At 72.6% G+C, this 24,509-nt stretch carries 25 protein-coding genes; 17 read left to right on the top strand and 8 right to left on the bottom strand.

Going from position 1 to position 24,509, the window contains the following annotated elements; all coding sequences use genetic code 11:
* Nucleotides 1–2 precede the first annotated feature (2 nt).
* The 4 genes from ACFV9W_RS19140 to ACFV9W_RS19155 all read left to right on the top strand — a co-directional run bounded on the left by ACFV9W_RS19140 (nt 3) and on the right by ACFV9W_RS19155 (nt 2,600).
* Nucleotides 3–920: a HipA family kinase gene (locus ACFV9W_RS19140; protein ID WP_385762332.1), complete on the top strand. Its 918-nt coding sequence runs from the start codon at nt 3–5 to the stop codon at nt 918–920.
* A 113-nt stretch (nt 921–1,033) separates the two neighbouring features.
* The gene (locus ACFV9W_RS19145; RefSeq protein ID WP_385762225.1) at nt 1,034–1,531 is read left to right on the top strand and encodes an ATPase; all 498 of its coding nucleotides are present in this window, start codon (nt 1,034–1,036) and stop codon (nt 1,529–1,531) included.
* Nucleotides 1,528–1,866, top strand: coding sequence for an ArsR/SmtB family transcription factor (locus tag ACFV9W_RS19150; protein ID WP_385762228.1), 339 nt, complete (start codon nt 1,528–1,530; stop codon nt 1,864–1,866). The genes ACFV9W_RS19145 and ACFV9W_RS19150 overlap by 4 nt, the downstream gene beginning before the upstream one ends.
* The gene (locus ACFV9W_RS19155) at nt 1,863–2,600 is read left to right on the top strand and encodes a DUF899 family protein (protein ID WP_385762231.1); all 738 of its coding nucleotides are present in this window, start codon (nt 1,863–1,865) and stop codon (nt 2,598–2,600) included. Before ACFV9W_RS19150 ends, ACFV9W_RS19155 begins: the two co-directional genes overlap by 4 nt.
* 57 nt (nt 2,601–2,657) lie before the next feature.
* On the opposite strand, the gene aceB is transcribed toward ACFV9W_RS19155, so the two are convergent.
* Nucleotides 2,658–4,280, bottom strand: coding sequence for a malate synthase A (aceB, locus tag ACFV9W_RS19160; RefSeq protein ID WP_385762233.1), 1,623 nt, complete (start codon nt 4,278–4,280; stop codon nt 2,658–2,660).
* 200 nt (nt 4,281–4,480) lie between these two features.
* The gene (locus tag ACFV9W_RS19165; protein WP_385762236.1) at nt 4,481–5,083 is read right to left on the bottom strand and encodes an NTP transferase domain-containing protein; all 603 of its coding nucleotides are present in this window, start codon (nt 5,081–5,083) and stop codon (nt 4,481–4,483) included.
* Between the two features lie 208 nt (nt 5,084–5,291).
* On the opposite strand from ACFV9W_RS19165, the gene ACFV9W_RS19170 reads away from it, so the two are divergent.
* The gene (locus tag ACFV9W_RS19170; RefSeq protein ID WP_385762239.1) at nt 5,292–5,597 is read left to right on the top strand and encodes a DUF5955 family protein; all 306 of its coding nucleotides are present in this window, start codon (nt 5,292–5,294) and stop codon (nt 5,595–5,597) included.
* A gap of 61 nt (nt 5,598–5,658) precedes the next feature.
* On the opposite strand, the gene ACFV9W_RS19175 is transcribed toward ACFV9W_RS19170, so the two are convergent.
* On the bottom strand, nt 5,659–7,137 hold the full coding sequence (locus tag ACFV9W_RS19175) for a PLP-dependent aminotransferase family protein (RefSeq protein ID WP_385762240.1): 1,479 nt from the start codon (nt 7,135–7,137) through the stop codon (nt 5,659–5,661).
* A 107-nt stretch (nt 7,138–7,244) separates the two neighbouring features.
* On the opposite strand from ACFV9W_RS19175, the gene ACFV9W_RS19180 reads away from it, so the two are divergent.
* Nucleotides 7,245–7,748 (top strand): universal stress protein, encoded by a 504-nt coding sequence (locus ACFV9W_RS19180; RefSeq protein ID WP_385762243.1) that lies wholly within the window; start codon nt 7,245–7,247, stop codon nt 7,746–7,748.
* Nucleotides 7,749–7,752: 4 nt separating this feature from the next.
* Here the strand turns inward: ACFV9W_RS19180 and ACFV9W_RS19185 are convergent, their stop codons facing one another.
* Both ACFV9W_RS19185 and ACFV9W_RS19190 read right to left on the bottom strand, forming a co-directional pair.
* Nucleotides 7,753–8,376, bottom strand: a complete 624-nt coding sequence (locus tag ACFV9W_RS19185; RefSeq protein ID WP_385762246.1) for a response regulator — start codon at nt 8,374–8,376, stop codon at nt 7,753–7,755.
* Nucleotides 8,373–9,554 (bottom strand): sensor histidine kinase, encoded by a 1,182-nt coding sequence (locus ACFV9W_RS19190; protein ID WP_385762249.1) that lies wholly within the window; start codon nt 9,552–9,554, stop codon nt 8,373–8,375. The genes ACFV9W_RS19185 and ACFV9W_RS19190 overlap by 4 nt, the downstream gene beginning before the upstream one ends.
* Before the next feature lie 135 nt (nt 9,555–9,689).
* Here ACFV9W_RS19190 and ACFV9W_RS19195 point away from each other — a divergent pair, with 135 nt between their 5' ends.
* Complete coding sequence (locus tag ACFV9W_RS19195) at nt 9,690–10,766, top strand: ABC transporter permease (protein ID WP_385762252.1); 1,077 nt, start codon at nt 9,690–9,692, stop codon at nt 10,764–10,766.
* Nucleotides 10,763–11,494 (top strand): ABC transporter ATP-binding protein, encoded by a 732-nt coding sequence (locus tag ACFV9W_RS19200; RefSeq protein ID WP_385762255.1) that lies wholly within the window; start codon nt 10,763–10,765, stop codon nt 11,492–11,494. Before ACFV9W_RS19195 ends, ACFV9W_RS19200 begins: the two co-directional genes overlap by 4 nt.
* Before the next feature lie 31 nt (nt 11,495–11,525).
* Here the strand turns inward: ACFV9W_RS19200 and ACFV9W_RS19205 are convergent, their stop codons facing one another.
* Complete coding sequence (locus ACFV9W_RS19205; RefSeq protein ID WP_385762257.1) at nt 11,526–12,326, bottom strand: IclR family transcriptional regulator; 801 nt, start codon at nt 12,324–12,326, stop codon at nt 11,526–11,528.
* Nucleotides 12,327–12,552: 226 nt separating this feature from the next.
* Between ACFV9W_RS19205 and allB the strand changes: the two genes are divergently transcribed.
* Nucleotides 12,553–13,914 (top strand): allantoinase AllB, encoded by a 1,362-nt coding sequence (gene allB, locus ACFV9W_RS19210; RefSeq protein WP_385762260.1) that lies wholly within the window; start codon nt 12,553–12,555, stop codon nt 13,912–13,914.
* 129 nt (nt 13,915–14,043) lie between these two features.
* Here allB and ACFV9W_RS19215 read toward each other — a convergent pair whose 3' ends face one another.
* Nucleotides 14,044–14,775 carry a 3-oxoacyl-ACP reductase family protein gene (locus tag ACFV9W_RS19215; RefSeq protein ID WP_385762263.1) on the bottom strand — a complete coding sequence of 244 codons (732 nt, stop codon included), beginning with the start codon at nt 14,773–14,775 and terminating at the stop codon, nt 14,044–14,046.
* Between the two features lie 200 nt (nt 14,776–14,975).
* On the opposite strand from ACFV9W_RS19215, the gene ACFV9W_RS19220 reads away from it, so the two are divergent.
* Nucleotides 14,976–15,401, top strand: coding sequence for a ribonuclease domain-containing protein (locus ACFV9W_RS19220; RefSeq protein ID WP_385762266.1), 426 nt, complete (start codon nt 14,976–14,978; stop codon nt 15,399–15,401).
* A 51-nt stretch (nt 15,402–15,452) separates the two neighbouring features.
* Here ACFV9W_RS19220 and ACFV9W_RS19225 read toward each other — a convergent pair whose 3' ends face one another.
* Complete coding sequence (locus tag ACFV9W_RS19225) at nt 15,453–15,674, bottom strand: hypothetical protein (RefSeq protein WP_385762269.1); 222 nt, start codon at nt 15,672–15,674, stop codon at nt 15,453–15,455.
* A 179-nt stretch (nt 15,675–15,853) separates the two neighbouring features.
* Between ACFV9W_RS19225 and ACFV9W_RS19230 the strand changes: the two genes are divergently transcribed.
* The 7 genes from ACFV9W_RS19230 to ACFV9W_RS19260 all read left to right on the top strand — a co-directional run bounded on the left by ACFV9W_RS19230 (nt 15,854) and on the right by ACFV9W_RS19260 (nt 24,489).
* Nucleotides 15,854–17,125, top strand: coding sequence for a histidine kinase (locus tag ACFV9W_RS19230; RefSeq protein WP_385762271.1), 1,272 nt, complete (start codon nt 15,854–15,856; stop codon nt 17,123–17,125).
* A gap of 60 nt (nt 17,126–17,185) precedes the next feature.
* Nucleotides 17,186–17,854, top strand: a complete 669-nt coding sequence (locus tag ACFV9W_RS19235; RefSeq protein ID WP_385762274.1) for a response regulator — start codon at nt 17,186–17,188, stop codon at nt 17,852–17,854.
* A gap of 81 nt (nt 17,855–17,935) precedes the next feature.
* Nucleotides 17,936–19,177, top strand: coding sequence for an ROK family protein (locus ACFV9W_RS19240; RefSeq protein ID WP_385762277.1), 1,242 nt, complete (start codon nt 17,936–17,938; stop codon nt 19,175–19,177).
* Between the two features lie 163 nt (nt 19,178–19,340).
* Entirely contained in the window at nt 19,341–20,531 is a 1,191-nt protein-coding gene (locus tag ACFV9W_RS19245; protein WP_385762280.1) for a cytochrome P450, read from the top strand.
* Between the two features lie 219 nt (nt 20,532–20,750).
* Nucleotides 20,751–21,539 (top strand): IclR family transcriptional regulator, encoded by a 789-nt coding sequence (locus ACFV9W_RS19250; protein ID WP_385762282.1) that lies wholly within the window; start codon nt 20,751–20,753, stop codon nt 21,537–21,539.
* Between the two features lie 243 nt (nt 21,540–21,782).
* On the top strand, nt 21,783–23,354 hold the full coding sequence (locus tag ACFV9W_RS19255) for an OPT/YSL family transporter (RefSeq protein ID WP_385762335.1): 1,572 nt from the start codon (nt 21,783–21,785) through the stop codon (nt 23,352–23,354).
* A gap of 67 nt (nt 23,355–23,421) precedes the next feature.
* Nucleotides 23,422–24,489, top strand: coding sequence for a hypothetical protein (locus ACFV9W_RS19260; protein ID WP_385762284.1), 1,068 nt, complete (start codon nt 23,422–23,424; stop codon nt 24,487–24,489).
* The last annotated feature ends 20 nt before the right edge of the window (nt 24,490–24,509 follow it).

Below are 24,509 nucleotides of genomic sequence, written 5' to 3' on the forward strand. Positions count from 1 at the left end.
ACCTGGTGCCAAGGCTCAGAGAGATCACCGCGACCCGCTACGTGAACCCGCTGCGCACCGGTGGCTCCGTCCCCGGTGTCGTCGAGGCGGACGACCTCGGCACGTACGTGCTGAAGTTCACCGGGTCCGCGCAGGGCGTGAAGGCGCTCGTCGCGGAGATCGTGGTGGGCGAGCTGGCGCGCGCGTTCGGGCTGCGCTTCCCGGAGCTGGTGCTCGCGCACTTCGACCCGGCGCTCGGCGCGGACGAGCCGCACCAGGAGGTCAAGGAGCTCCTCGGGGCGAGCGCGGGGCTCAACCTCGGCATGGACTTCCTGCCGGGCGCGGTGGACTTCACGCCGGAGATCGCGGAGACCTTCCCGGTCGACCCGCTGGAGGCGGGCCGCGTCGTCTGGCTCGACGCGCTCACCGTCAACGTGGACCGTACGGTGCACAGTTCGAACCTCATGGTCTGGCCCACTCTCGGCGTCGCCCCGCCGAAGCTGTGGCTCATCGACCACGGCGCGGCGCTCGTCTTCCACCACCGCTGGGACGGCGCGGACCCGGCGAAGTCGTACGACTTCCGGCACCACGCGCTCGGCGGGTACGGCCCCGACACCCGCGCGGCCGACGCGGAACTGGCGCCGAAGGTCACGGAAGACCTCCTCCGCGACATCCTCGCCCTGGTCCCCGACGCCTGGCTCACGGCGGACTTCCCCACCCCGGACGAGGCCCGGGACGCCTACGTCACCTACCTCCTGGCCCGCGCCCGCACCTCCGCCTCCTGGCTGCCCACGGACTTCCCGTCCCGCGACGAACTCGCGGCGGCGGACGCGAAGCGCGCGGCGGCGACGGAGCGGGGCCGCCCCTCCTGGCTGAAACGCGTCCCCGACCTCCACGGAAAGCCCCCGGCGGAACAGGACTGGTCCCGCCACGTGGGCTGACCCCCGCAGCGCGGCACACGGCATACAGCAGACGGCATCTGCAACCGTGCCATTGCGGGTCGCGACCTGATGTGCAACTCTTGAGTTGCAGGAAGAGTCGTAGGGAGGACCCCATGTCCGACGCACACGCCACTCACACCGCCGCCACCCACACCGCGGCCGACCTCGCGGAGCTCGACCGCATCGCCCGCCGCATCGACATCGACGCCCCCGCCGAGCGGGTCTGGGAGCTGGTCGTACGCCCCGGCTGGTACATCAACGACGGCGCCGTGGAGCCCGAGCCCGACATCCACTACGTGGGCGAGGTCGCCGTCGTGCGGCACGCCTCGCTGGGCGAGTTCCGGTTCCGGACCGTCGAGGTCGACAAGCCGCGCTACGCCGCGTTCCGCTGGATCGGCACCCCGTCCCGGAACGAGTCCACGGCCTCGACCCTCGTCGAGTTCTGGATCGACGAACGCCCGGAGGGCGGCGTGACCCTGCGCGTCGTCGAGAGCGGGTTCTCGGGCCTCGCCGACGACCCGGCCGCCTGGCTCAAGGAACGCGAGGGCAACGACAAGGGCTGGCTCACCGAACTCGCCGCGGCGAAGGCGTTCGTCGAGGCCCGGGCATGACGGTCGCGCCGGCCGTCATGTGTGCCGCGCTCGGCGACGCGACCCGCTGGGAGATACTCACCCGGCTCGGACGCGGCCCGATGTCCGCGTCCGCGCTCGCCCGCGAACTGCCCGTGAGCCGGCAGGCCATCGGCAAGCACCTGGAGGTGCTGCGCGAGGTCGGGCTCGTCGAGTCCGAGCAGCGCGGCCGCGAGGTGGTCCACATCGCCGTCGGCGCCCGGCTCGGCGCGCTCGCCCGGGAGCTCGACCGGATCGGCCGCTCCTGGGAGACCCGCCTGCTGCGTATCAAGGAACTGGCCGAAGGGCCGGACGCACGAGGGGAGAAGGAGTCATGACCGACCACGCCCCGGCGCTGCCGCCGGTGACCGACCGGGCCGCCTTCGAGGCCGAGATCGACAAGCTGCGGGAACGGGAGAAGGCCCACACCCGCGAGGGCGACGCCATCGCCGCCGCCCGTCGCCGGCTGCCCATGGTGGAGGTGGACGACGGCCTGGAGCTGACCGGGCCCGAAGGGCCGCTCACGCTGCTCGACGCCTTCGAGGGCCGCCGACAGCTCCTCGCGTACTACTTCATGTGGCACGAGGGCCACCCGGCAGCCGAGCAGTGCGAGGGCTGCACCTGGTGCGCGAGCCAGGTCAGGGAGCTGTCGTACCTGCATTCGCGCGACATCACGTACGCGGTCCTGTGTCAGGGCCCGTACGAGGAGAGCAGGCGCTACCGGGACTTCATGGGCTGGGACATGCCCTGGTACTCGGCGACGCCGTCCCTGGACCGGCTCCTGGTCGGCCGGCACGTCGGCATGATGCACCTGGTGAGCTATCTGCGGGACGGCGACCGGGTCTTCGAGACCTGGTGGACCACGCTGCGCGGCGTGGAACAGCTGGACAACAGCTACCGGCTGATGGACCTCACGCCCTACGGTCGCCAGGAGCTGTGGGAGGACTCCCCGGAGGGCTGGCCGCAGGGCCAGGGCGAACCGGCCGAGGACATCCGCCTGCGCTCCGGGGGTCGGCCCATCCCGCACTGGCCGCGCCTCGCGGCGGGCCACAGCGACGAGTTGGGCGGCTGAGGACGCGTAAGGGCCCGGCGCCACCCCGGCGCCGGGCCCCACATGATCCGCGAAACGTCAGCCGAGCTGCTCGTACGCCGGCAGCGTCAGGAAGTCCGCGTAGTCCGCGTCCAGGGAGACCTGGAGGAGGAGGTCGTGGGCCTGCTGCCACTTGCCGGCGGCGAACGCCTCCTCGCCGACCTCGGCCTTGATGTTCGCCAGCTCCTCCGCGGCGACCTTGCGGGCCAGCTCGGCGGTGACCGGCTCGCCGTTGTCGAGGACGACGCCCGCGTTGATCCACTGCCAGATCTGGGAGCGGGAGATCTCGGCGGTGGCCGCGTCCTCCATGAGGTTGAAGATCGCGACGGCGCCGAGGCCGCGCAGCCACGCCTCGATGTAACGGATGCCGACCTGGACGGCGTTGACGAGACCGTCGTAGGTGGGCTTCGCGTCGAGGGAGTCGATGGCGATCAGGTCGCCGGCCGCGACGGAGACGTCCTCGCGGAGGCGGTCCTTCTGGTTCGGCTTCTCGCCGAGGACCTTGTCGAAGGACTCCATGGCGATCGGGACGAGGTCCGGGTGCGCGACCCAGGAGCCGTCGAAGCCGTCGCCGGCCTCGCGGTCCTTGTCGTCGCGGACCTTCGCGAAGGCCACCTTGTTGACCTCGGCGTCGCGCCGCGACGGGATGAAGGCCGCCATGCCGCCGATGGCGTGCGCGCCGCGCTTGTGGCAGGTGCGCACGAGGAGTTCGGTGTACGCGCGCATGAACGGGGCGGTCATCGTCACCGCATTGCGGTCCGGCAGGACGAACTTCTGGCCGCCGTCACGGAAGTTCTTGACGATGGAGAAGAGGTAGTCCCAGCGGCCCGCGTTCAGGCCGGAGGCGTGGTCGCGCAGCTCGTAGAGGATCTCCTCCATCTCGTACGCGGCCGTGATCGTCTCGATCAGGACGGTGGCGCGCACGGTGCCCTGCGGGATGCCGACGTAGTCCTGCGCGAAGACGAAGATCTCGTTCCAGAGGCGGGCCTCCAGGTGCGACTCCGTCTTCGGGAGGTAGAAGTACGGGCCCTTGCCGAGCTCGATGAGCTTCTTCGCGTTGTGGAAGAAGTAGAGGCCGAAGTCGACGAGCGCGCCGGGGACGGCCTTGCCGTTCTCGTCCACCAGGTGGCGCTCGCCCAGGTGCCAGCCGCGCGGGCGCATGACGACCGTGGCGAGTTCCTCGGCGGGCTTCAGCGCGTACGACTTGCCGGAGCGCTCGTCCGTGAAGTCGATGGCGCGGTTGTAGGCGTTGGTCAGGTTGAGCTGGCCACCGATGACGTTCTCCCACGTCGGGGCGGAGGCGTCCTCGAAGTCGGCGAGCCAGATCTTCGCGCCGGAGTTCAGCGCGTTGATCGTCATCTTGCGGTCGGTCGGGCCGGTGATCTCGACGCGGCGGTCGTTCAGGGCGGCCGGGGCCTCGGCGACCTTCCAGGTGTCGTCCGCGCGGATCGCGGCGGTCTCCGGGAGGAAGTCGAGCGTGGAGGTGCGGGCGATCTCGGCGCGGCGCTCGGTGCGACGGGCGAGCAGCTCGTCACGCCGGGGCGTGAACAGGCGGTGCAGCTCGGCCACGAAGGCGAGGGCCGCCTCGGTGAGCACCTCGCCCTGTCCGGGCAGGGTCTCGGCGTCGACGATGGCCAGCGGGGACGGCGCTGGTGCGGACATGTGGCTGTCACTTCCTTCAGCGAGCGAACGACCCGTAAGGCACTGGGTGCCGGGGCCGCCTGGGTATGGCTGCTGGCCCCGCTTCGGGGGACCGGCCCTTCTCAACAGTGGATATTAGTTTCCTCATTGTGGAAGTTCAAGGTTTGTTGACGTCGAGATTCTCAGAGTCGACAGAACGTGGCCCCCGGTGCCACGCTCTGTTACTCAAGGTGCTTCAGATCCGCTTCCGTGTCGATGTCGTACGCCTCGGCGATGTCCCCGCACTCCACGAGCTCCAGCGCCCCCGCGTGCTCCTTGAGATACGCGCGCGCCCCGCGGTCGCCGTCGGCGCTCGCCGCGATCCCCGCCCAGTGGTCCCGGCCGAACAGCACCGGATGCCCGCGCTCCCCGCCGTACGCGGCCGCCGCGAGCGAGGCGGGGGAGTCGTATGCCGCGAGCACACGCGCCACCGCCCCGGGGCCGATCCCCGGCTGGTCCACCAGGAGGACGAGCGCGGCGTTCGCCGCCGTGTCCGCGAGCGCTTCGAGACCCGCCCGCAGCGAGGACCCCATGCCGTCCGCCCAGTCCGGGTTCTCCGTCACCTGGCACCCCTCCAGCACGGCCCGCTCCCGTACGTCGCAGGCCGCCGCCCCGAGTACCACGTGCAGCGGATCGCATCCCCCCGCGCGCAAGGTGTGCACCGCGTGCTCCACGAGCGGCCGCCCGCGATGTGAGAGGAGTGCCTTGGGCCGGCCCCCGAGTCGTCTCCCGCCACCCGCCGCGAGCAGGAGTCCCGCAACCGTGCCGGTGCTCTTTGTCGTCATGCCCCTTGCATATCGCACGCAAGGCGCGATCGAAGTCGTTCGGATTTTCACAGTTGCCTTGCGCAACGGACTGGCGAAACGCTTGCGCGTGGCGTTAACTGGGCGGCCACAAACCCGAGTTGGACGCCCGACCGACGCTCCGGCCGGGTGGTGCGGAACGACAACACACGCACAAGGACGTGCGAGGGGGAGAGCTGTGTTGCGGAGCATGGAGCAGAGGCTTGTGACCGGGAGCGACGTGGACCCGCGGGTGGACGAACTGCGTACCGCCGTGTCCAGGTTGCGCCGTGAACTGGCCGCGCATCCGGTCGAGTTTCCCGACCGGGGCATCGCGGAGGACGAGCTCGCGGCGCTGGACGCGATGGCCGGCGGGGGCCGGCCCGAGGTACCGAGGCTGCGGCGTTCGCTGCTGCTGGTGGCGGGGGCGGTCGGCTCGGTGAGCGCGCTGTCCGGGGCGCTGTCCCAGGTCAGGGGTGCCGTGGAGCTGTTCGGAGGGCCGCCCGCGAAGGGCTGACGTCCGGGTGGACGAAGAAGGGCCACGCCACTCGGCGCGGCCCCGTTCGTTTCAGCAGGCCCTACGCCACCCAGTGCGGCCGCCCCGGCTCCTCGCCCGCCCCGCCGAGCCCGCCGTCGAGCGCCGCCGCGATCCGCCGCACCGCCTCCTCGGCGACCTCGACCGGTTGCACGTACGGGACGCGCAGCCGGTGCTCGAACGTGCCGGGGTCCGCGCCGAACCGCGAGCCGCCCTCGATCCGCACCCCGTGCCGCAGCGCGGCCCGCCCCAGTGCGGAGGCGACCGGCCGCCCCAGGTCCACCCAGAGGGAGAGCCCGCCGGGCGGCACCTGCCAGCGCCAGTCCGGGAACTCACGGCCGAGGGCCTCCGCGAGCCGGTCCCGGCGCTCGCGCAGCACCGGGATCCGGCCGCGCAGAATGCTGTCCTCCCGCCTCAGCAGCCGCCCCGCCACCAACTGGTCGAGGACCGAGCCCGACATGTCGGCGGTCACCCGCAGCGCCGTCAGCTCGGTGATCAGACGGGTGCCCGCGCGCACCCAGCCGACCCGGAGCCCGCTCCAGTGCCCCTTGCTCAACGAGCCGACGGTCACGATCTGTTCGCCCCCGCCGGGCGGGGCGAGCGAGGCGAACGGCGGCTCGCTCACCCCGTCGAGCGCGATGTCCGCGATGGTCTCGTCGATGACCAGCCAGGTGCCGGTCGCCCGCGCGGCGGCGATCACCTGCCGCCGCTGCTCGCTCGGCATCAGCCGGCCCGTCGGGTTCTGGAAGTCCGGGATCAGATAGGCGAGCCGGGGCGCCGACTGCCGCAGCGTCGCGCCGATCAGCTCCACGTCCCAGCCGTCCTCGGTGACCGGCACCGGCGCGGTCCGCAGCCCCAACTGCCGGATGACCGAAAGGGCGTTGGCGTACGACGGGTTCTCCACGACGATCCGGTCGCCCGGCCTGCCGAGCAGCGTGAGGGTGAGCGACACGGCCTGCTGGGCGCCGGAGGTGACCAGGATCTGCTCGGGCAGCGTGGGCAGGCCGCGCCGCGTGTACCGCTCGGCGATCTGGGCGCGCAGCTCTGGCAGCCCGTACGGGTGGTAGCCGTTGGTCACCGCGTGCCGGGCGACGTCCGGGGCCGCGGCGGCGTACGCGGCCGACAGCTCGTCCTCCAGGAACCCGGGCGCCGCGACCGCCAGATCGATCACGTCGTCGCCTGCCGCGGGCGTCGCCACGACCGTCGGGCGCGCACCCTCAGGCAACTCGGTCCACGTCCCGGCGCCGCGCCTGCTGCGCGCGTACCCGCTCTCGCGCAGCAGGTCGTACGCGGCCGTGACGGTGGCCCTGCTGACCCCGAGCGAGGCCGCGAACTCGCGCTCCGCGGGCAGCCGCGTGTGCAGCGGGATCCGCCCGTCGAGCAGCAGCGTCCGCACGCCCTGCGCGAGCGCGCGGTAGCCGGGACGCTCCCCGGCCACACCGGTCACGAGCGCGCCGAGCCGCCTGCCGCCGAGCGCGCGCCCACCGCCGTCCACGCTGCGGACCACCGCACCATCGCCCATGCCACATCTCCGTAATTGGCCCTGCTGTCCAGGCCAATCAGCGTACAGAGTGGGACTCGATCGGCGAGGAGTGGCCTGGAGGAGGCCACGGTGAGGAGGGGGTTGTCATGGACGGCGAGCGGCTCGGTGGGCGCGTGGTGGTCGGGGTCGGAGGGTCCCCGGCGAGCCTGGCCGCGTTGCGCACGGCGGTCGCCGAGGCCCGGCGCTCGGACCGGCCCCTGGTGGCGGTGCTCGCGTGGGAGCCGCCGGAGGGCGAGGCCATGTACCGGCGGTGGCCCGACACGGCGTGGGCCCGGCACTGGTACGAGGAGGCCCGCGCCCGGCTGGCGGCGGCGTTCGAGGAAGCGCTCGGCGGCCTGCCGCCCGACCTCGACGTGACGCTCCGCGCGGTGCGCGACCGCCCGGGCCCTGCCCTGGTGGAACTCGCGGCGCGCCCCGACGACCTGCTCGTCGTCGGCGTACGCCCCCGGAGCCTGCGCCGCGCCGCCCACCGCCACGTACGACGGCACGCGGTGTGCCCGGTGCTGACCGTGCCGGTGCGGCCGCTGCAACGGGCGGAGCTGCGGGCGCTGAAGCGGATGCGGGCGGCGGACTTCGAAGTGGTTCCGTAGGTCCCTAGCGGCGCCGCAGCAGCCCGTCCCGCGTCGCCCGGGCCACCGCCGACGTGCGTGAGTCGACGCCGAGCTTGGCGTAGATGTGCACGAGGTGGGACTTGACCGTGGCCTGGCTCAGGAACAGCTCGCGGGCGATCTCCGCGTTGGACAGGCCGTCCCGCACGTGCCGCAGGACCTCCAGCTCGCGCCGGCTCAGCGCCTCCGCGGGGGCCCGCATCCGGTCCATGAGCCGGTCGGCGACCGCGGGAGCGAGCGCGGAGCGCCCGGACGCCGCCGTGCGGACGGCCGCCGCGAGCTCCTCCGGCGGCGCGTCCTTCAGCAGATAGCCGGAGGCCCCCGCCTCCACGGCGGCGAGGATGTCCGCCTCGGTGTCGTACGTGGTGAGGACGAGGACACGCGGCCCGTCGTCCAGGGCCGCGATCCGGGCGGTGGCCTCGGCGCCGTGCATCGTCCCCGCGCCGAACTGCAGGTCCATGAGGACGACGTCCACGTCCCCGGCCAGCTCGACCGCCCGCTCGGCGGTCGCGGCCTCGGCGACGATCGCGAAGTCCGGCTCCGCGTCGAGCACGGCCCGCAGCCCGGCGCGTACGACGGGGTGGTCGTCGGCGAGCAGCAGCCGGATCACACCGCACCCCCGGAGGGCAGCGGCAGCGTCACCGCGACGGCCGTGCCGCGGCCCGGCTCCGACTCGACGGTGAACGTGCCGCCGAGCTCGCTCACCCGCGAGCGCATCGCGACGAGCCCGAACCCGCCGTCGCCGCCGCCCGCCGCCCGCTCGGGGTCGAAGCCCGCCCCGTCGTCCACCACGTCCAGGGCCACCGAGGTCTCCATGAAGCTGAGGGTGATCTCCGCACGGCGGGCGTCCGCGTGCAGCACCGTGTTGGCGAGCGCCGACTGGGCGATGCGCAACAGCGCCACCTCGTACGGCGTGGGAAGTTCGAGCGGGGTGCCGCTGACCGAGAAGCGGGCGGTGAGGCCGGGCGCCGTGGCGCACAGCCGGTCGAGGGCCCCGGCCAGCGAGCCGACGTCCAGGTCCGGCGGGGCGAGCGCGCGCACGAAGCGGCGGGCCTCCGCGAGGTTGTCCTGCGCGGTCGCCCGCGCCTGCTCGACGTGTCCGGCGACGGGGGATTCGGCGGGCAGTTCGCGCCCGGCGGCTACCAGCAGCAGCTGGATCGAGGACAGGCCCTGCGCCAGCGTGTCGTGGATCTCGCGGGCCAGCCGCTCCCGCTCGGCGAGGGTGCCCGCGGTGCGCTCGGCCTCGGCGAGTTCCGCGCGGGTGGCGACCAGCTCGTCGATCAGCCGCTGCTTGCGCTCGCTCTCCCGGAACAGCGCCTGGTACCCGAGCACGGTCGCCACGGCGACGGCCGCGCCGAGCAGCGGCCCTATGAACGCCCCCGGATTCACCGCCCCGTCATGACCCACGTACGAGGCGATGGCCGCGCCCGCGGCGACGCCCACCGCGGGGACGCCCCAGCGCGCGGGCAGCAGGTGCAGCAGCAGGAAGTACAGCGGGAACGCCAGCCACAGCGCGTCCGGCGAGAGCACGAGCAGCAGCGCCCACACGAGACCGAGGACGGCGAGCCACCACGCGGCGCCCGCCCGCGTGGACCGTACGACGGGCAGCGCCGCGCCCACCCCGTAGACGACGCCCATCGCCCCGGCCACCGCCACCACCGCCGCGACCGGTTCCTCGGACCGCCCGGTCAGGGCCCGTACGAGAACGAGCGCGAGCAGGCCGGCCGTCAGCAGATGCAGACAGAGGCGCAGGGCGCGCAGAGCGGGGGTGAGCGAACGTGGATCCATACCCTCACCAGCGTACGAAGCCCGCACACGGAACCGGTCAACCGAAAGTTTGAAAGGCGCGTCCCCCCTTCGATTCGGGTGAAGCGTGCTGTGGCGCGATGCCCGCGGCGGCCCCGGAGCAGCAGTCTTGACCGCATGTTCGTCGCATGGAGAGATCTACGGTTCGCCAGGGGCAGGTTCGCCCTGATGGGAACCGTGATCGTACTGATCACGCTGCTCGTGGGACTGCTGTCGGGACTGACGGCGGGGCTCGCTCGGGACAATACGTCGGCGCTCACCGGGCTGCCCGCCGACCACCTCGCCTTCGCCCGGCCCGCGGACGGCCAGTCGGTGTCGTTCACGGCGTCCACGGTCCGCCCCGAGCAGTGGCGGGACCTCGCTGCGCGGGACGGCGTCGAGAGCGCGGAGCCCATCGGCATCGGCACGGTGAACGCCGAGGCCGGCCGGCAGACCGCGGCGGTCTCCGCGTTCGGGGTGCGCCAGGACTCCGGCCTCGCACCCGAGGCGACGGAGCCCGGCACGGCGGTCCTGTCCACCAAGGCGGCGAAGGAACTGGGCGCCTCCACGGGCGACAAGCTGACCCTCGGCGGCGCGCGCCTCACCGTCACCGGCGTCTCCGGCGACGCCTCGTACAGCCACACCCCGGTCGTCTGGACCGACCTCGCCGACTGGCAGCACATCGCGCCCACCGGAAGCGGTGGCGGCGACCGCGCCACGGTCGTCGCGCTGCGCACCGCGGCGGGCGCCGACCTGCCGGCCGCCGACAAGGCGGCCGGCACGGAGACGCGGACCATCGACGGCGCCCTGTCCGCCATAGGGTCCTACCAGGCGGAGAACGGCTCGCTCCAGCTGATGCGCGGCTTCCTCTTCGTCATCTCCGCGCTCGTCGTCGGCGCGTTCTTCACGGTCTGGACGATCCAGCGCAGCGCGGACATCGCGGTCCTGAAGGCCCTCGGCTCCTCGACCCGCTACCTGCTGCGGGACGCCCTCGGCCAGGCGGTCCTCATGCTGGTCGCGGGCACGGCCGTCGGCACCGGACTCGCCACCCTGATCGGCGCCTTCGTCCCGGACACGGTCCCGTTCGTCCTGGACCCGCTGACCGCGCTCGGCCCGGCCGCCGTCATGACGGTCCTCGGCCTCGCGGGCGCTGCCCTCTCCATCCGGCGGATCACCTCCGTCGACCCCCTCACCGCCCTCGGGAGCGCCCGATGACCCTGCTGCTCGACGACATCACCCTGACCTACGCCGACGGGGACGGCCGCCTCACGGCCCTCGACCGGGTCGCCCTCCAGGTCCCGGCCGGCGGCCTGACGGCGGTGGTGGGCCCGTCCGGCTCCGGCAAGTCCAGCCTCCTCGCGGTGGCGGCGACGCTCGTCACCCCCGACAGCGGCCGGGTGGTCATCGACGGCACGGAGGCCACGGCCCTGACCCGTACGGAATCGGCGGAACTGCGCCGCCGCGCCATCGGCATCGTCTTCCAGCAGCCGAACCTGCTGCCGTCGCTGACCGCGCTGGAACAACTTCAGGTGATGGCCCACCTGGAGGGCCGCAAACCACGTGAAGTACGGGAACGGGCGGGCGAGTTGCTGGACGCGGTCGGCCTGTCCGCCCAGTCCCACCGCCGCCCGCACCAGCTCTCGGGCGGCCAGCGCCAGCGCGTGAACATCGCGCGGGCCCTGGTCAACGAGCCGCGCGTCCTCCTGGTCGACGAACCGACGAGCGCCCTCGACCACGAACGCGGCGCGGCGGTCCTGGACCTGCTGCGCAAGCTGACGAGGGAGCGCGAGACGGCAACCGTGCTGGTGACGCACGACCGCGACCACTTGACGGTGGCGGACGAGGTGCGAGAGATGCGGGACGGCGGTCTTCAGTCCCCGGTGCGGCTTGAGTCTCCAATCGCCTCGGGGCGGGTGAGCAATTCAAGCCCCGCCGGCGATTGAGGCGCGGGGTCCGGGGCAGCGCCCCGAGTCGTCAACCACTCTGGCCGGAACTGGCCAACGCCACCGACAACTCACGCGCAACCTGCTGCAGCACCGGCACGATCTTGTCCGTCGCCGCCTCGGTCACCCGCCCCGCGGGCCCCGAGATCGAGATCGCCGCGGCGGTGGGGGAGTCCGGCACGGACACCGCGAGGCACCGCACCCCGATCTCCTGCTCGTTGTCGTCGACCGCGTACCCGGACCGCCGCACGTCCTCCAGCGCGTCGAGGAAGCCCTCGGGCGTGGTGAGCGTCTTCTCCGTGGCGGCGGGCATCCCGGTCCGCCCGAGCAGCGCCCGTACCTCGTCGGCCGGCGTGTAGGCGAGCAGCGCCTTGCCCACGCCGGTCGAGTGCGGCAGCACCCGGCGGCCGACCTCGGTGAACATCCGCATGGAGTGCTTGGACGGCACCTGGGCGACGTACACGACCTCGTCGCCGTCGAGCAGCGCCATGTTCGCGGTCTCGCCGGTCTCCTCGACGAGGCGCGCGAGGTACGGGCGCGCCCACGTGCCGAGCAGCCGGGACGCGGACTCGCCGAGCCGGATGAGCCGGGGGCCGAGCGCGTAGCGCCGGTTGGGCTGCTGGCGCACGTAGCCGCAGGCGACGAGCGTGCGCATCAGGCGGTGGATCGTCGGCAGCGGGAGTCCGCTGCTGGCGGAGAGCTCGCTGAGGCCGACCTCACCACCGGCGTCGGCCATCCGCTCGAGCAGGTCGAAGGCGCGCTCGAGGGACTGGACACCGCCGGTGGGTGCGGACTTGGCGGCATCAGTGGTGCTGGCGTCGGGCGTCGGCACAGCGCGTTCCTTTCGGGTGGCAGGCAGATGGGCAGCCTACCGGCGGGTTCCCGCAGAGTGATCCCTTGACCGACAAGTTCGTCGGTAGCTACGTTCTGCTTGTCGGAATCTTAATTCCACTTTGTGGAAACGTCCAGGGTCCCCGGGTCTGTCGTGCGGGTCTTGACGGTTCCCGAAGTCTGAGTGAAAGTCCTTCAACAGAACGTTGAAGCTTGAGGAGGCCCACGTGTCGGACCCCGACGTCCAGATCGAACTCGTGCTGCGCTCGACGCGCGTCATCACTCCCGAAGGTACGCGCCCCGCCTCGGTCGCCGTCGCCCAGGGGAAGATCGTCGCGGTGCTCGCGCACGACGCGGAGGTCCCTGCCGGGGCCCGCCTTGAGGACTTCGGCGACGACGCGCTGCTGCCCGGCATCGTCGACACGCACGTCCACGTCAACGACCCGGGGCGCACCGAGTGGGAGGGCTTCTGGACCGCCACCCGCGCCGCGGCGGCCGGCGGCATCACGACCCTCGTCGACATGCCGCTCAACTCCCTGCCGCCAACCACGACCGTCGACAACCTTCGTACGAAGAAGGACGTGGCCGCCTCCAAGGCGCACATCGACGTCGGCTTCTGGGGCGGCGCGCTGCCCGACAATGTCAAGGACCTGCGGCCGCTGCACGACGCCGGGGTCTTCGGCTTCAAGTGCTTCCTGTCGCCCTCCGGCGTCGACGAGTTCCCGCACCTGAACGCCGACCAGCTCACCGCCTCCATGGCGGAGATCGCCGGCTTCGGCGGCCTGCTCATCGTGCACGCGGAGGACCCGCACGAGCTGGACGTGGCGCCCCACAACAGCGGCCCCAAGTACGACGACTACCTGGCGACCCGTCCGCGCGTCTCCGAGGACGTCGCCATCAAGGGCCTCATCGACACCGCCAAGCGGATCGGCGCCCGTATCCACATCCTGCACCTGTCGTCCTCCGACGCGCTGCCGCTGATCGCCGCCGCGAAGGCGGAGGGCGTCGAGCTGACCGTCGAGACCTGCCCGCACTACCTCACGCTCACCGCCGAGGAAGTCCCGGACGGGGCGAGCGAGTTCAAGTGCTGCCCGCCGATCCGCGAGGCCGCCAACCAGGACCTGCTGTGGCAGGCGCTGGCCGACGGCACCATCGACTGCGTCGTCACCGACCACTCGCCGTCGACCGCCGACCTGAAGACCGACGACTTCGCGACCGCGTGGGGCGGCATCTCCGGCCTCCAGCTGAGCCTCTCCGCCATCTGGACCGCGGCCCGGGGGCACGGCTACTCGCTTGAGGACGTGGTCCGCTGGATGTCCGAGCGCACGTCGAAGCTGGTCGGCCTCGACGACCGCAAGGGCGCCATCGCGGCCGGCCGCGACGCCGACTTCGCCGTCCTCGCCCCCGAGGACACCTTCCAGGTCGACCCGGCCGCCCTCCAGCACCGCAACCGCGTCACCGCGTACGCGGGCAAGACGCTGCACGGTGTCGTGAAGTCGACCTGGCTGCGCGGCGAACGCATCGTCTCCGACGGCGAGTTCACCGCCCCGCAGGGGCAGCTGCTCGTGCGCGAGGAATGCGCCAAGTAGCGCCATGTGAGTCCTGAGTCCCAACTGGCGACCCGCCAAGGGGAGTTGGAGCACTGACCCGCTACTCTGCTCGACTTGCGGGGCGCACCGGCCTGACAGCACCGGTGTGCCCCGCATTTCCTTTTGTCGTTACGCGGCGTGCCCGCCGTCCACGGCGAATTCGGCGCCCGTCACGTACGAGGCCCCTTCGCCCGCCAGGTACGCGACCGTCGACGCCACCTCGTCCGCGGTGCCGTACCGGCCGAGCGCCGTCGCCGCCGCCTGGCCGGGGGCGTACGGGCCGTCGGCCGGGTTCATGTCGGTGTCCGTCGGGCCCGGGTGCACGATGTTCGCCGTGATGCCACGCGCGCCCAACTCGCGGGCGAGCGCCTTCGTCAGACCGATCAGGGCCGCCTTGCTCGTGGCGTAGAGCGTGCCGCCGGGGCCCGGCACGTGCTGGGCCATGCAGGAGCCGACGGTGACGATCCGCCCGCCCTCGGGAAGGCTGGCCGCCGCGGCCTGCGAGGTGAGGAAGACGCCGCGCACGTTCACGTCGAGCGCCCGGTCGACGTCCGCGAGGGAGAAGCCGTCCAGCGGGCCGAGCGCGCCGACACCGACGTTGTTGACCAGCACGTCGATCCTGCCGAGCCCCGCCACCGTCCGTGCCACCACCTCCGCCGCCTCGCCCGCGTCCGCCGAATCGGCCCGCACCGCGAGCCCCCGCCGCCCCAGCGCCTCGATCCGCCGCACCACGTCCTCGGCGGCCTCCTTGCCCTGTACGTAGGTGAGCGCCACGTCGAAGCCGTCGCGGGCGAGCCGCAGCGCCGTCGCCGCGCCGATGCCGCGGGAGCCGCCGGTCACCAGAGCCACCTTGCCGTTCATGTCGCCTCCTGTAGGGAGCGGATGTTGTGGCTTCAAGTACAGCGATCCAGGCAGGCGGGGGCTGGCGGCAAATGGACGTCGAAGTCGCCGTCGAAGTCGCCGTCGATGTCGCCACCGGCATGTGGCGTCAGTGAACTGACGGAAAACAGACGAGAGTTGGTGTTGACATGCCCACCTCTACGCGCGTCACACTGTGGGGCATGAAGACTCCCCCACGCTTCTTCAGTGCCGTCGCCGTCGCAGCCGCCCTCCTCCTGGGCGGCGTGGGCGGCTCCACCGCGATCGCCGCACCGGCCGCGCAGGCCCCGGCCGTCGCCTCCCACACCGTCTCGGCCGCCGACGTCGGCGACATCTGCTCCTCCGCGCTGCCCGCCGAGGCGCACGACACCCTGGACCTCATCGAGCAGGGCGGACCGTACCCGTACGAGCAGGACGGCACGGTCTTCCAGAACCGGGAGGGCATCCTCCCCGACCAGTCCTCCGGCTACTACCACGAGTACACGGTGATCACGCCGGGCTCGGACGACCGCGGTGCCCGCCGCATCGTCACCGGTGACTCCGACAAGGAGGACTACTACACGGCGGACCACTACGCGTCCTTCGACCTGGTCGACTACTCCTGCTGAACCCGCTCGGCCACTCCTGCCGGGCCCTCCCCGGCCCGGCAGGAGTCGGAGTCAGCTCTTGCGCTGGGCCTCGACGGCCGCGAACACGGCGATCGCCAGCACGATGAACGCGATGCTGCCGTACACCTCGTGGCCGTCGAGGAAGCCGATGTGCCCGATCAGCCCCCAACCGCCGGGCAGGCCGGTGAACTCGTTCAGGATGCCGATCGCACCCTGAAGCAGCGCGATTCCGCCGAAGACCTCGATGACCCGCAACCACTGGTTCTTGTTCATGCACAGGACTCTCGCCCCGCGGACCCCCCACCCACATCGGCCGCGGGGCGAGCCCCGTACGACTCCGGTAGCGGAGCGCGGGGGCCGGCCGCGACCAAAGTCGACGGGGGTACGACTTTGGTCGCGGAAGCGGCGCTCGGGGCGGTGCGGGCCGCCCCGGGTGCGTAGATTTGTCGACCATGGAAGCAGTGCGGCAGACCGGAACCCCGCAGGCGGCGGACACGCCCGCCGAGCGCTGGCGTCGACGGCTGCTGCCCTCGGCGCTCGCCGACGAGCTCGACCTCGACCCCGAGGGGCAGCCGGGCCGCAGGCGGCGCACCGCCCGTGACTGGATCGTCGACTTCAGCTGCTTCGGGATCGCGGTCTTTCTCGGCCTGATCTTCGCCGAGCAGGTCTGGGACGACCCGCACCTCCCGCCCGCCTTCGCCGTGCTCGACCAGGTCCTCGGCGCCCTCGCCTGCGCCGGGGTCTGGCTGCGCAGGCGCTGGCCGCTGGGCCTCGCCGTCGCCATGATCCCGATCGGCTTCCTGTCCAACACGGCGGGCGGCGCGTCCATGATCGCCGTGTTCACGCTCGCGGTGCACCGCCCGTTCCGCTACATCGGCTGGGTGGCGGGCACCTCCATCGCGCTGATCCCGCTGTTCTTCTGGCTGCGGCCCGACCCCGAGTCCTCCTACCTGCTGTCGGTCTCGTTCACGGTCATCATCACGATCACGGTCGTCGGCTGGGGCATGTTCGTCCGCTCCCGACGCCAGCTCCTGATGTCGCTGCGGGACCGGGCGCGCCGCGCCGAGACCGAGGCCGCGCTCCGCGCCGAGCAGGCGCAGCGGCTCGCCCGCGAGGACATCGCGCGCGAGATGCACGATGTCCTCGCCCACCGCCTCACCCTGCTGAGCGTGCACGCGGGCGCCCTGGAGTTCCGCCCCGACGCGCCCCGGGAGGAGATCGCCCGGGCCGCGGGCGTGATCCGGGAGAGCGCGCACGAGGCGCTGCAGGACCTGCGCGAGATCATCGGCGTGCTGCGCGCGGCGGACCACGGCGAGGAGTCGGGGCGGCCGCAGCCCACCCTCGCCGCGCTCGACACCCTGGTCGCCGAGTCCCGCGAGGCGGGCATGAAGGTCGACCTCGACAACCGGGTCCCCGACGCGGCGGCCGTGCCCGCCTCCACCGGCCGCACCGCCTACCGCATCGCCCAGGAGGGCCTGACCAACGCCCGTAAGCACGCGCCCGGCGCCGAGGTCACGGTCACCGTCGAGGGCGGCGCGGGGGACGGCCTCACCGTCACCGTCCGCAACCCGCCGCCGCCCGGCGAGGTGCCGCACGTCCCCGGCTCCGGGCAGGGCCTGATCGGCCTCACCGAACGGGCCTCGCTCGCGGGCGGCCGGCTCGCCCACGGGGTGGAGCCGGACGGCGGCTTCGCGGTCCGCGCGTGGCTCCCGTGGCCGGAGTGAGCGCCGCGGGAATGGGTCCGGCCTGGACACGGCGATGATCGTCCTCGCTACGGTGGCCCCATGACCGCGATCCGCCTGCTCATCGTCGACGACGACCCCCTCGTGCGCGCCGGGCTCACCTTCATGTTCGGCGCCGCCGAGGACATCGAGATCGTCGGCGAGGCCGCCGACGGCAGCGAGGTGGCGGAGCGGGTGGCCCGGCTGCACCCCGACGTCGTCCTCATGGACCTGCGCATGCCGACCCTGGACGGCCTGTCCGCGACGGAGGCGCTGCGGGCCCGCGAGGGCGCACCCGAGGTGATCGTCCTGACCACGTTCCACGCGGACGAACAGGTGCTGCGGGCGCTGCGCGCGGGGGCCGCGGGGTTCGTCCTCAAGGACACCGCGCCGGGCGAGATCGTCGAGTCGGTACGCCGGGTGGCGGCCGGCGCCCCGGTCCTCTCGCCGACCGTGACCCGGCAGCTCATCACCAAGGTCTCGGGCGACGACCCCGCCCTCGACCGGCGGGCACGCGCGCGTACGCGCATGGCCGAACTGGCCGAGCGGGAACGGGAAGTGGCTGTGGAGGTGGGCCGCGGCAGGTCGAACGCGGAGATCGCCGCGACGCTCTACATGAGCGTCCCCACCGTCAAGACCCACGTCTCCCGCATCATGGCCCGCCTCGACCTCAACAACCGCGTACAGATCGCGCTGCTCGCCCACGACGCGGGGCTGCTGGACGAGGACTGACTCCTGGTGCGCCCCGAGCGGTGTCGGTGCCCCGAGGTAAATTCGCACTGTTCAACCATCTGATCGGTCGAAGGGGTGGGGATGGCGGCACCACGCCGGCGGACGGTGCGCGACCTGCGGCGCGGAAACCGGTCCCTGGTCCTGAGCAAGCTGTACTTCGACGGACCGCTCAGCAGACAGGAGTTGGGCCCGCTCACGGCGCTCAGCTCGGGCTCCATCAGCAACGTCGTGTCGGACCTCGTCACCGACGGCCTCCTGGAGGAGGCCGGTTCCGTCGACTCCGACGGCGGCCGCCCCCGCACGCTGCTGCGCGTCGCCCCGCGCAGCGGCCATCTCGTGGGCGTGGACGTCGGCGAGACCCGCGTGCGCGTGGAGCTGTTCGACCTCGCCCTCGGTGAACTCGCGCGCGTGGACGAGCCGTTGCCGGGCCTGGCGCGCGACGGCCGCTTCGACGCCAAGGACGTCGTACGCCTCGTCACCGCGGGCCTGACGCGGGTGCTCGCCGACGCGGACGTGGACCCCGCATCGGTCCTCGGCGTCGGCATCGGAGTCCCCGGCATCGTCGACGCGTCCGGCGGGAACGGCGCGGTGGTGCACGGCCAGACGATCGGCTGGGACGCGGTCCCCCTGGAAGCCATGCTCCGCGCCCCCGACGGCCTCCCGCCCGAACTGCCCCCGCACCTCCCGCTCTTCCTCGACAACGGCGCCAAGACCCTCGGCCGCGCCGAGATGTGGTTCGGCGCGGGCCGCGGCGCCCGCAACGCCGTGATCGCGCTCATCGGCTCCGGCGTCGGCGCCTGCGTCATCGCCGACGGCGCGCCCTACCAAGGGGCGTCGAGCAGCGCTGGGGAGTGGGGCCACACCACACTGCGGGTCGGCGGCCGACGCTGCCGGTGCGGGGCGCGCGGCTGCCTGGAGGCGTACGTGGGCGCGGCCGCACTCCTCGACCGCTGGCGCGAGGCAGGCGGCGGCTGGACCTCGGCGGACGAGGAGGGCGCCCTGGCCGAACTCCTCGAAGCCCCCTCCGCGGCCGCCCTGCTGGACGAGACGGCCGAATACCTCGGCGCGGGCATCGCCGACCTGGTCAACCTGTTCAACCCGGAACGAATCGTCGTGGGCGGCTGGGCGGGCCTCCTGCTCGGCCCCCGCCTCCTGCCCGCCATTCGCAGCGCGGCCGCCTCCTACGCCCTGCACCACCCCTTCGCCCAAACCACCCTGGAACTGGGTCACTTGGGTGCGGACGCGGTGACGGTGGGGGCGGCGACGCTGCCCTTGGCCCGCTTCCTGGAGTCGGGCGGCCGTTCAAGCCCCTGCGGCGATTGAGCAGCGGGGTCCGGGGCGGAGCCCCGATCTTTTGACCCCGGTCCCGGCAGATCAAGCCCCGCGGCGTAGGAACCACCCCCGGTCACCCCCGGGACGGGAACGTACGGGTGGCGCCAGGAGTTGACCCAGCGAGAAGCCGGAACCGGTCCACGGGAGGCACGACATGACGGGCAGCGCCGAGATCGTCGACCTGGGAGAGCTGGCCGGGGGCGCACCCCGATTCCACGCCGACCCCTACCCGGTCTACGAGCGGCTGCGCCACCGCGGACCCGTCCACCACGTCCGCACCCCGGGCCCCGGCCCCACCGAGGACCTCTACCTGATCGTCGGCCACGAGGCCGCCCGCGCCGCGTTCACCGACCCCCGCCTGGTCAAGACCCCACCGTGGGGCCTGGAGGGCGACATGATGGGCCTGCACCTCCTCTTCGCGGATCCGCCGGAGCACGGCCGCCTGCGCTCCCTGGTCACGCGGGAGTTCACCCCGCGCCGGGTCGCGGCGCTCGCCCCGCGCATCCAGAAGCTCACGGACGAGCTGCTCGACGACATGGTCCCGCGCGGCGGCGCCGACCTCATCGGCTCCCTCGCCTTCCCGCTGCCTTTCGCGGTGATCTGCGAACTGCTCGGCGTGCCCGACATCGACCGCGAGCGGTTCCGCCGCATGTCGACACAGGTCGTGGCGCCGACCAGCGAGGCGGAGGCGTACGAGTCGCACCTCGAACTGGTCGACTTCCTGGACGAGTTGATCGCGGCCAAGCGCCGCGCGGCCCCCGCGGACGACCTGCTGAGCGCGCTGATCCGGACCACGGCGGAGGACGGCGACCGCCTCTCGCCCAGCGAACTGCGCGGCATGGCCTTCCTCCTGCTGATCGCCGGCCACGAAACCACGGTGAACCTGATCGGCAACGGCGTCCGCGCCCTGCTCCAGCACCCGGACCAACTGGCCGCCCTGCGCGCCGACATGACCCTCCTGGACGGCGCCGTGGAGGAGATGCTGCGCTACGACGGCCCGGTCGAGACGGCCACGCACCGCTTCGCGGCGGAGCCGGTGGACATCGACGGCACGATCATCCCGGCGGGCGCCCCGGTGCTCATCGGCATCGCCACGGCGAGCCACGACCCGCACCGCTTCACGGAGCCCGACCGCTTCGACATCCGCCGCGACGCCCGCGGCCACATGGCCTTCGGCCACGGCATCCACTTCTGCCTGGGCGCTCCGCTGGCCCGCCTGGAGGGCCGTATCGCCGTCCGCTCCCTCCTGGAGCGGTGCCCGGACCTGGCCCTCGCCGAGGAGCCGGGGGAGTGGCTGCCGGGCATGCTGATCCGGGGGACGCGGAGCCTTCCTGTGCGCTGGTGATCATTGCGGTCGGCCGGGCCTACGTCCCGGGGCTCTGCCCCGGACCCCGCTGCTCAATCGCCGCAGGGGCTAGATCTGCCCGGCCTTGATGTGCCCGGCCTTGATGTGCCTGCGGAAAACCCTTGACACCCCCGCCCTCCCGATCCCATAGTTCTCGCCGCTGAGCGCAACGACGTTGCGCTCAGCGCACCGAGCAGAGGTCAGGAGAGGAGTGAGGCGATGGTCGAGGCAATCGATACGGAGGGTCTCGCCCCACCCGCGCCCGGCGTCCTGCAGGGCGCCGACCGGGCCCTGCTGGCCCTGCTCTGCTTCACGGAGCGGCGCCCGGAGTGGGGCGTGAGCGAGATGGCGCGCCGGCACGGCTGGGACAAGGCCGTCGCGCAGCGCATCCTCACCACACTTGCGTCCCGCTCCTTCCTGGTCTGCGACAGCACCACCCGCCGCTACCGGCTCGGACCGGCCGTCTCCCGGCTCGCCCGGGCCGGCGAGCACAGCGGCGTCCTGCCCTCGCTGGTCCGCCCGATCCTCGCGGCACTGCTGCGCGAGACCGGCGAGAGCGTCGTCCTGAACGTGCCGCAGGGTGCGGGCTACCGCTGCGCCGCGGCGGTCGACGGCACGGGCCCGATCCGCTACACCGCGATCATCGGCGCCGTCATGCCGGGACACGCGGGCGCCTCCGGCCACGCGATCTTCGCCCACTACCCCGAGGCCGAGATCCGCCGGCTCTTCGGAGCCACCCCGCTCCAGCGTTTCAACGACCACACGGTCACCGACCTCGACACGCTCCAGGAGCGGTACGCCGAGGTGCGCGACCAGGGATACAGCGTCAGCCACGGCGAATACGACGAGGCCGTCGCCGCCGTCTCCGCGCCGGTGTTCCAGGCCGGCACCGTCGCCGCATCCCTCACGGTCATCGGCCCGGCGACCCGGGTGTCGCGCGCCGCCGACCGCATCATCGAACTCGTTTTGTCGGGTGCCGGAGAGGCCACGGCCGCCTTCGGCTCCTGAGAGCCCCCGAACTGACCCCGCCACAGCCCCCCGCCCTTCCGGCCCGTACGCCGCGATCCGCACCGCCCGCCGTACGCGGCTCCCGCCTGCCCACAACAGCCCCGCCCAGCCCCGGGCCGGGCCCGCCCACCAAGGGGTGCCCCCGTGTCGCACCACACCTCGCCGTCCGCCACCGCACCGCCTCCGCCGTCAGGGCCGGACAAGGCCGCCCCCGGCGCCGGGCACCCGCGCGTCCGCGAGCCCATGGTGTTCGTCGTCCTCGCCGTGCTCTCCGTCGTCGGAGCCGTCATCGGCGCGGACCTCGTCGCCAAGCTGGGTATCTCCGCGAACACCTCGGTGGTCGGCGCCCTCATCGCCATGCTGATCGGCCGCATCCCCCTCGCGGGACTGCGCTCGATGCGCTCCGTGCACCGGCAGAACCTCGCCCAGAGTGCGATCTCCGCCGCCACCTTCGCCTCCGCCAACGCCCTGCTCACCTCGATCGCGGTGCCCTACGTGTTCGGGCGCAAGGACCTCGTCTGGCCGATGCTCATCGGTTCCTTCGCGGGGCTGCTCATCGACGCCTGGGTCCTGTACCGGTCCTTCGGCTCGCGGCTGCTGCCCGCCGACGGGGCCTGGCCGCCGGGGACCGCAGCCGCGGAGACCATCAAGGCCGGTGACAAGGGCGGAAAGCGCGCCCTCGTGCTCGGCGCGGGCACCGTCGTCGGCGTCGTCGGCACCCTGTTCAGCCTCCCGCTGTCCGCAGCCGGCGTCGCCTTCCTCGGCAACGTATGGGCTCTGGGGATGTTCGGAGTCGGCCTCGGGCTGCGGGAGTTCAGCCCCGGCCTGTTCCACACCGACCTCGGCGTGGGCTACGTGCCGCACGGCGTGATGGTCGGGGCCGGTGTGGTCGCGCTCGGCCAAGCCGTGCACATGCTGATGCGCCGCCGCACGGCCACCAAGGCCGAGGCAGCAGCCGCCGCCACCGAAGCGCCCGCCGACCCCACCACCGCGTACACCGTCGACGAGACGCAGCTGCGCCGCTCTCTGGTCCGCGGCTACGCCCTCTTCGTGGCGGGCGCCGTGCTGCTCGCCGTCCTCGGCGGACTGATCGGGGACATGAGCCCGCTCGGCATCGTCGGCTGGGTGCTGTTCGCCGCGTTCGCCGCCCTCGTGCACGAGCTGATCGTCGGCCTCGCCGCCATGCAGTCCGGCTGGTTCCCGTCCTTCGCCGTCACTCTGATCTTCCTGGTCTTCGGGCTGCTCATCGGCATCCCGTCCGTCCCGCTCGCCCTCCTCGTCGGCTACGTGTCCGCCACCGGTCCTGCCTTCGCCGACATGGGCTACGACCTCAAGGCGGGCTGGCTGCTGCGCCGCGACCACGAGCCCTGGGACCCGTTCGAGCGGGAGGGCCGCCGCGAGCAGTTCCGCGCCGCCCTCATCGGCTTCGCCGCCGCGCTCGTCGTCGTGGCCGTGCTCTGGCAGTCGTACTTCAAGCAGGGGCTGATCCCGCCCGTCGCCAAGGTCTACGCCGACACCGTCAAGAACGGCCTGGGCGAGCCCGGAGTACTGCGCACGCTGCTGATCTGGGCGATCCCCGGCGCCCTCATCCAGCTGATCGGCGGCACCAAGCGGCAGATGGGCGTGATGCTCGCGACCGGTCTGCTGATCCTCACCCCGCACGCCTGCTGGCTGGTCCTCGCAGCCCTCGCGGTCCGCGTCGGCTACCGCAATTGGCGCGGGCCGCGCGCCGACGAGGAGCTGAACCTGGTCGGCGCCGGACTCATCGCGGGCAGCTCCCTGGGCGACTCCGCCCAGATCGTCAAGGCGGGCTGACCACATAACCGCCCGCCCCCTCAAGCCACCTCTCGTACACGCACCACCGCAAGGAGAAGGATTCACCATGGAGATGTTCAGCCGCCTCGAACCCCGCGCCGAGTACCTGAGCTACGAACTCGCCCTCGCCGCCCGCAAGTTGGTCGAGCAGGTCATGCTCGTCAAGCCCGGTGAGCACGTCGTGCTCACCGGGGACACGAGCAGCGACCGGCGCGTCGTCGACGCCACCGCGCAGGCCGTCGCCGCCGCGGGCGCGCACCCCGTCGTCGTCTGGTCCGAGACCATGCCCAGCTCCTCGATGGAGCCGCCGCGCCCCGTCGCCGGCGCCATCGCGGACGCCGACGTGTGGATCGAGTTCGCCGTCTCGTACGTGATGCACTCCGACGCCTTCCGCCGCGCCATGGCTAACGGCTGCCGCTACACCAACCTGACCGCCATGGACGTGCACATGCTCGTCGCGACGGTCGGCCGCCCCGACTTCCAGGGCGTCATCAAGCTCGGCAACGCGCTGGTCAGGCTCCTGGAGCAGGCCGACGAGGTGCGCATCACCTCCGCCAACGGCACCGACATCACGGGCCGCAACGGCGACCGCCCGATCAACCTGCGCGGCAAGCCGGCCGAGAAGCCCGGCGAGACCGTCATGCTCTCCGGCCAGATCTCCTGGAACCCCCTGGAGGAGACCCAGGACGGCGTCCTCGTCTTCGACGGCGCGCTGTGGCCGCCGGACCAGCTGGGCCTGCTGCGCAACCCGGTGCGTTGCGTCGTCGAGAAGGGCGTCGTCACGTCGATCGACGGCGAGGGCCAGGACGCGGAGATCTTCCGCCGCTGGATGGAGTCCTGGGGCGACCCGAACATGTTCCGCGTCGCCCACTGGTCGCTCGGCTTCAACCCGGGCGTGCCCGCGCCGACCGGCCGCATCGTCGAGGACGAGCGCGTCTTCGGCTGCGTCGAGCTCGGCATCGGCACCAAGGGCGCGTGGATCGGTGGCGAGCCGTGGGTGTCCGCCGCACACACGGACGGCTCGATCCTCGGCCCGTCCATCTACCTCGACGGGGAGTGCATCGAAAAGGACGGGGTGTACGTGCACCCCGAACTGGTGGATATCTGCCGGGAGTTGGGTGTCGCCGGATACTGACACGCCAGCCGTGGTTGCGG

Origin of the sequence: Streptomyces sp. NPDC059897 (genome assembly GCF_042730865.1) — a bacterium.
In the GTDB taxonomy this organism is placed as follows: Bacteria; Actinomycetota; Actinomycetes; order Streptomycetales; family Streptomycetaceae; genus Streptomyces.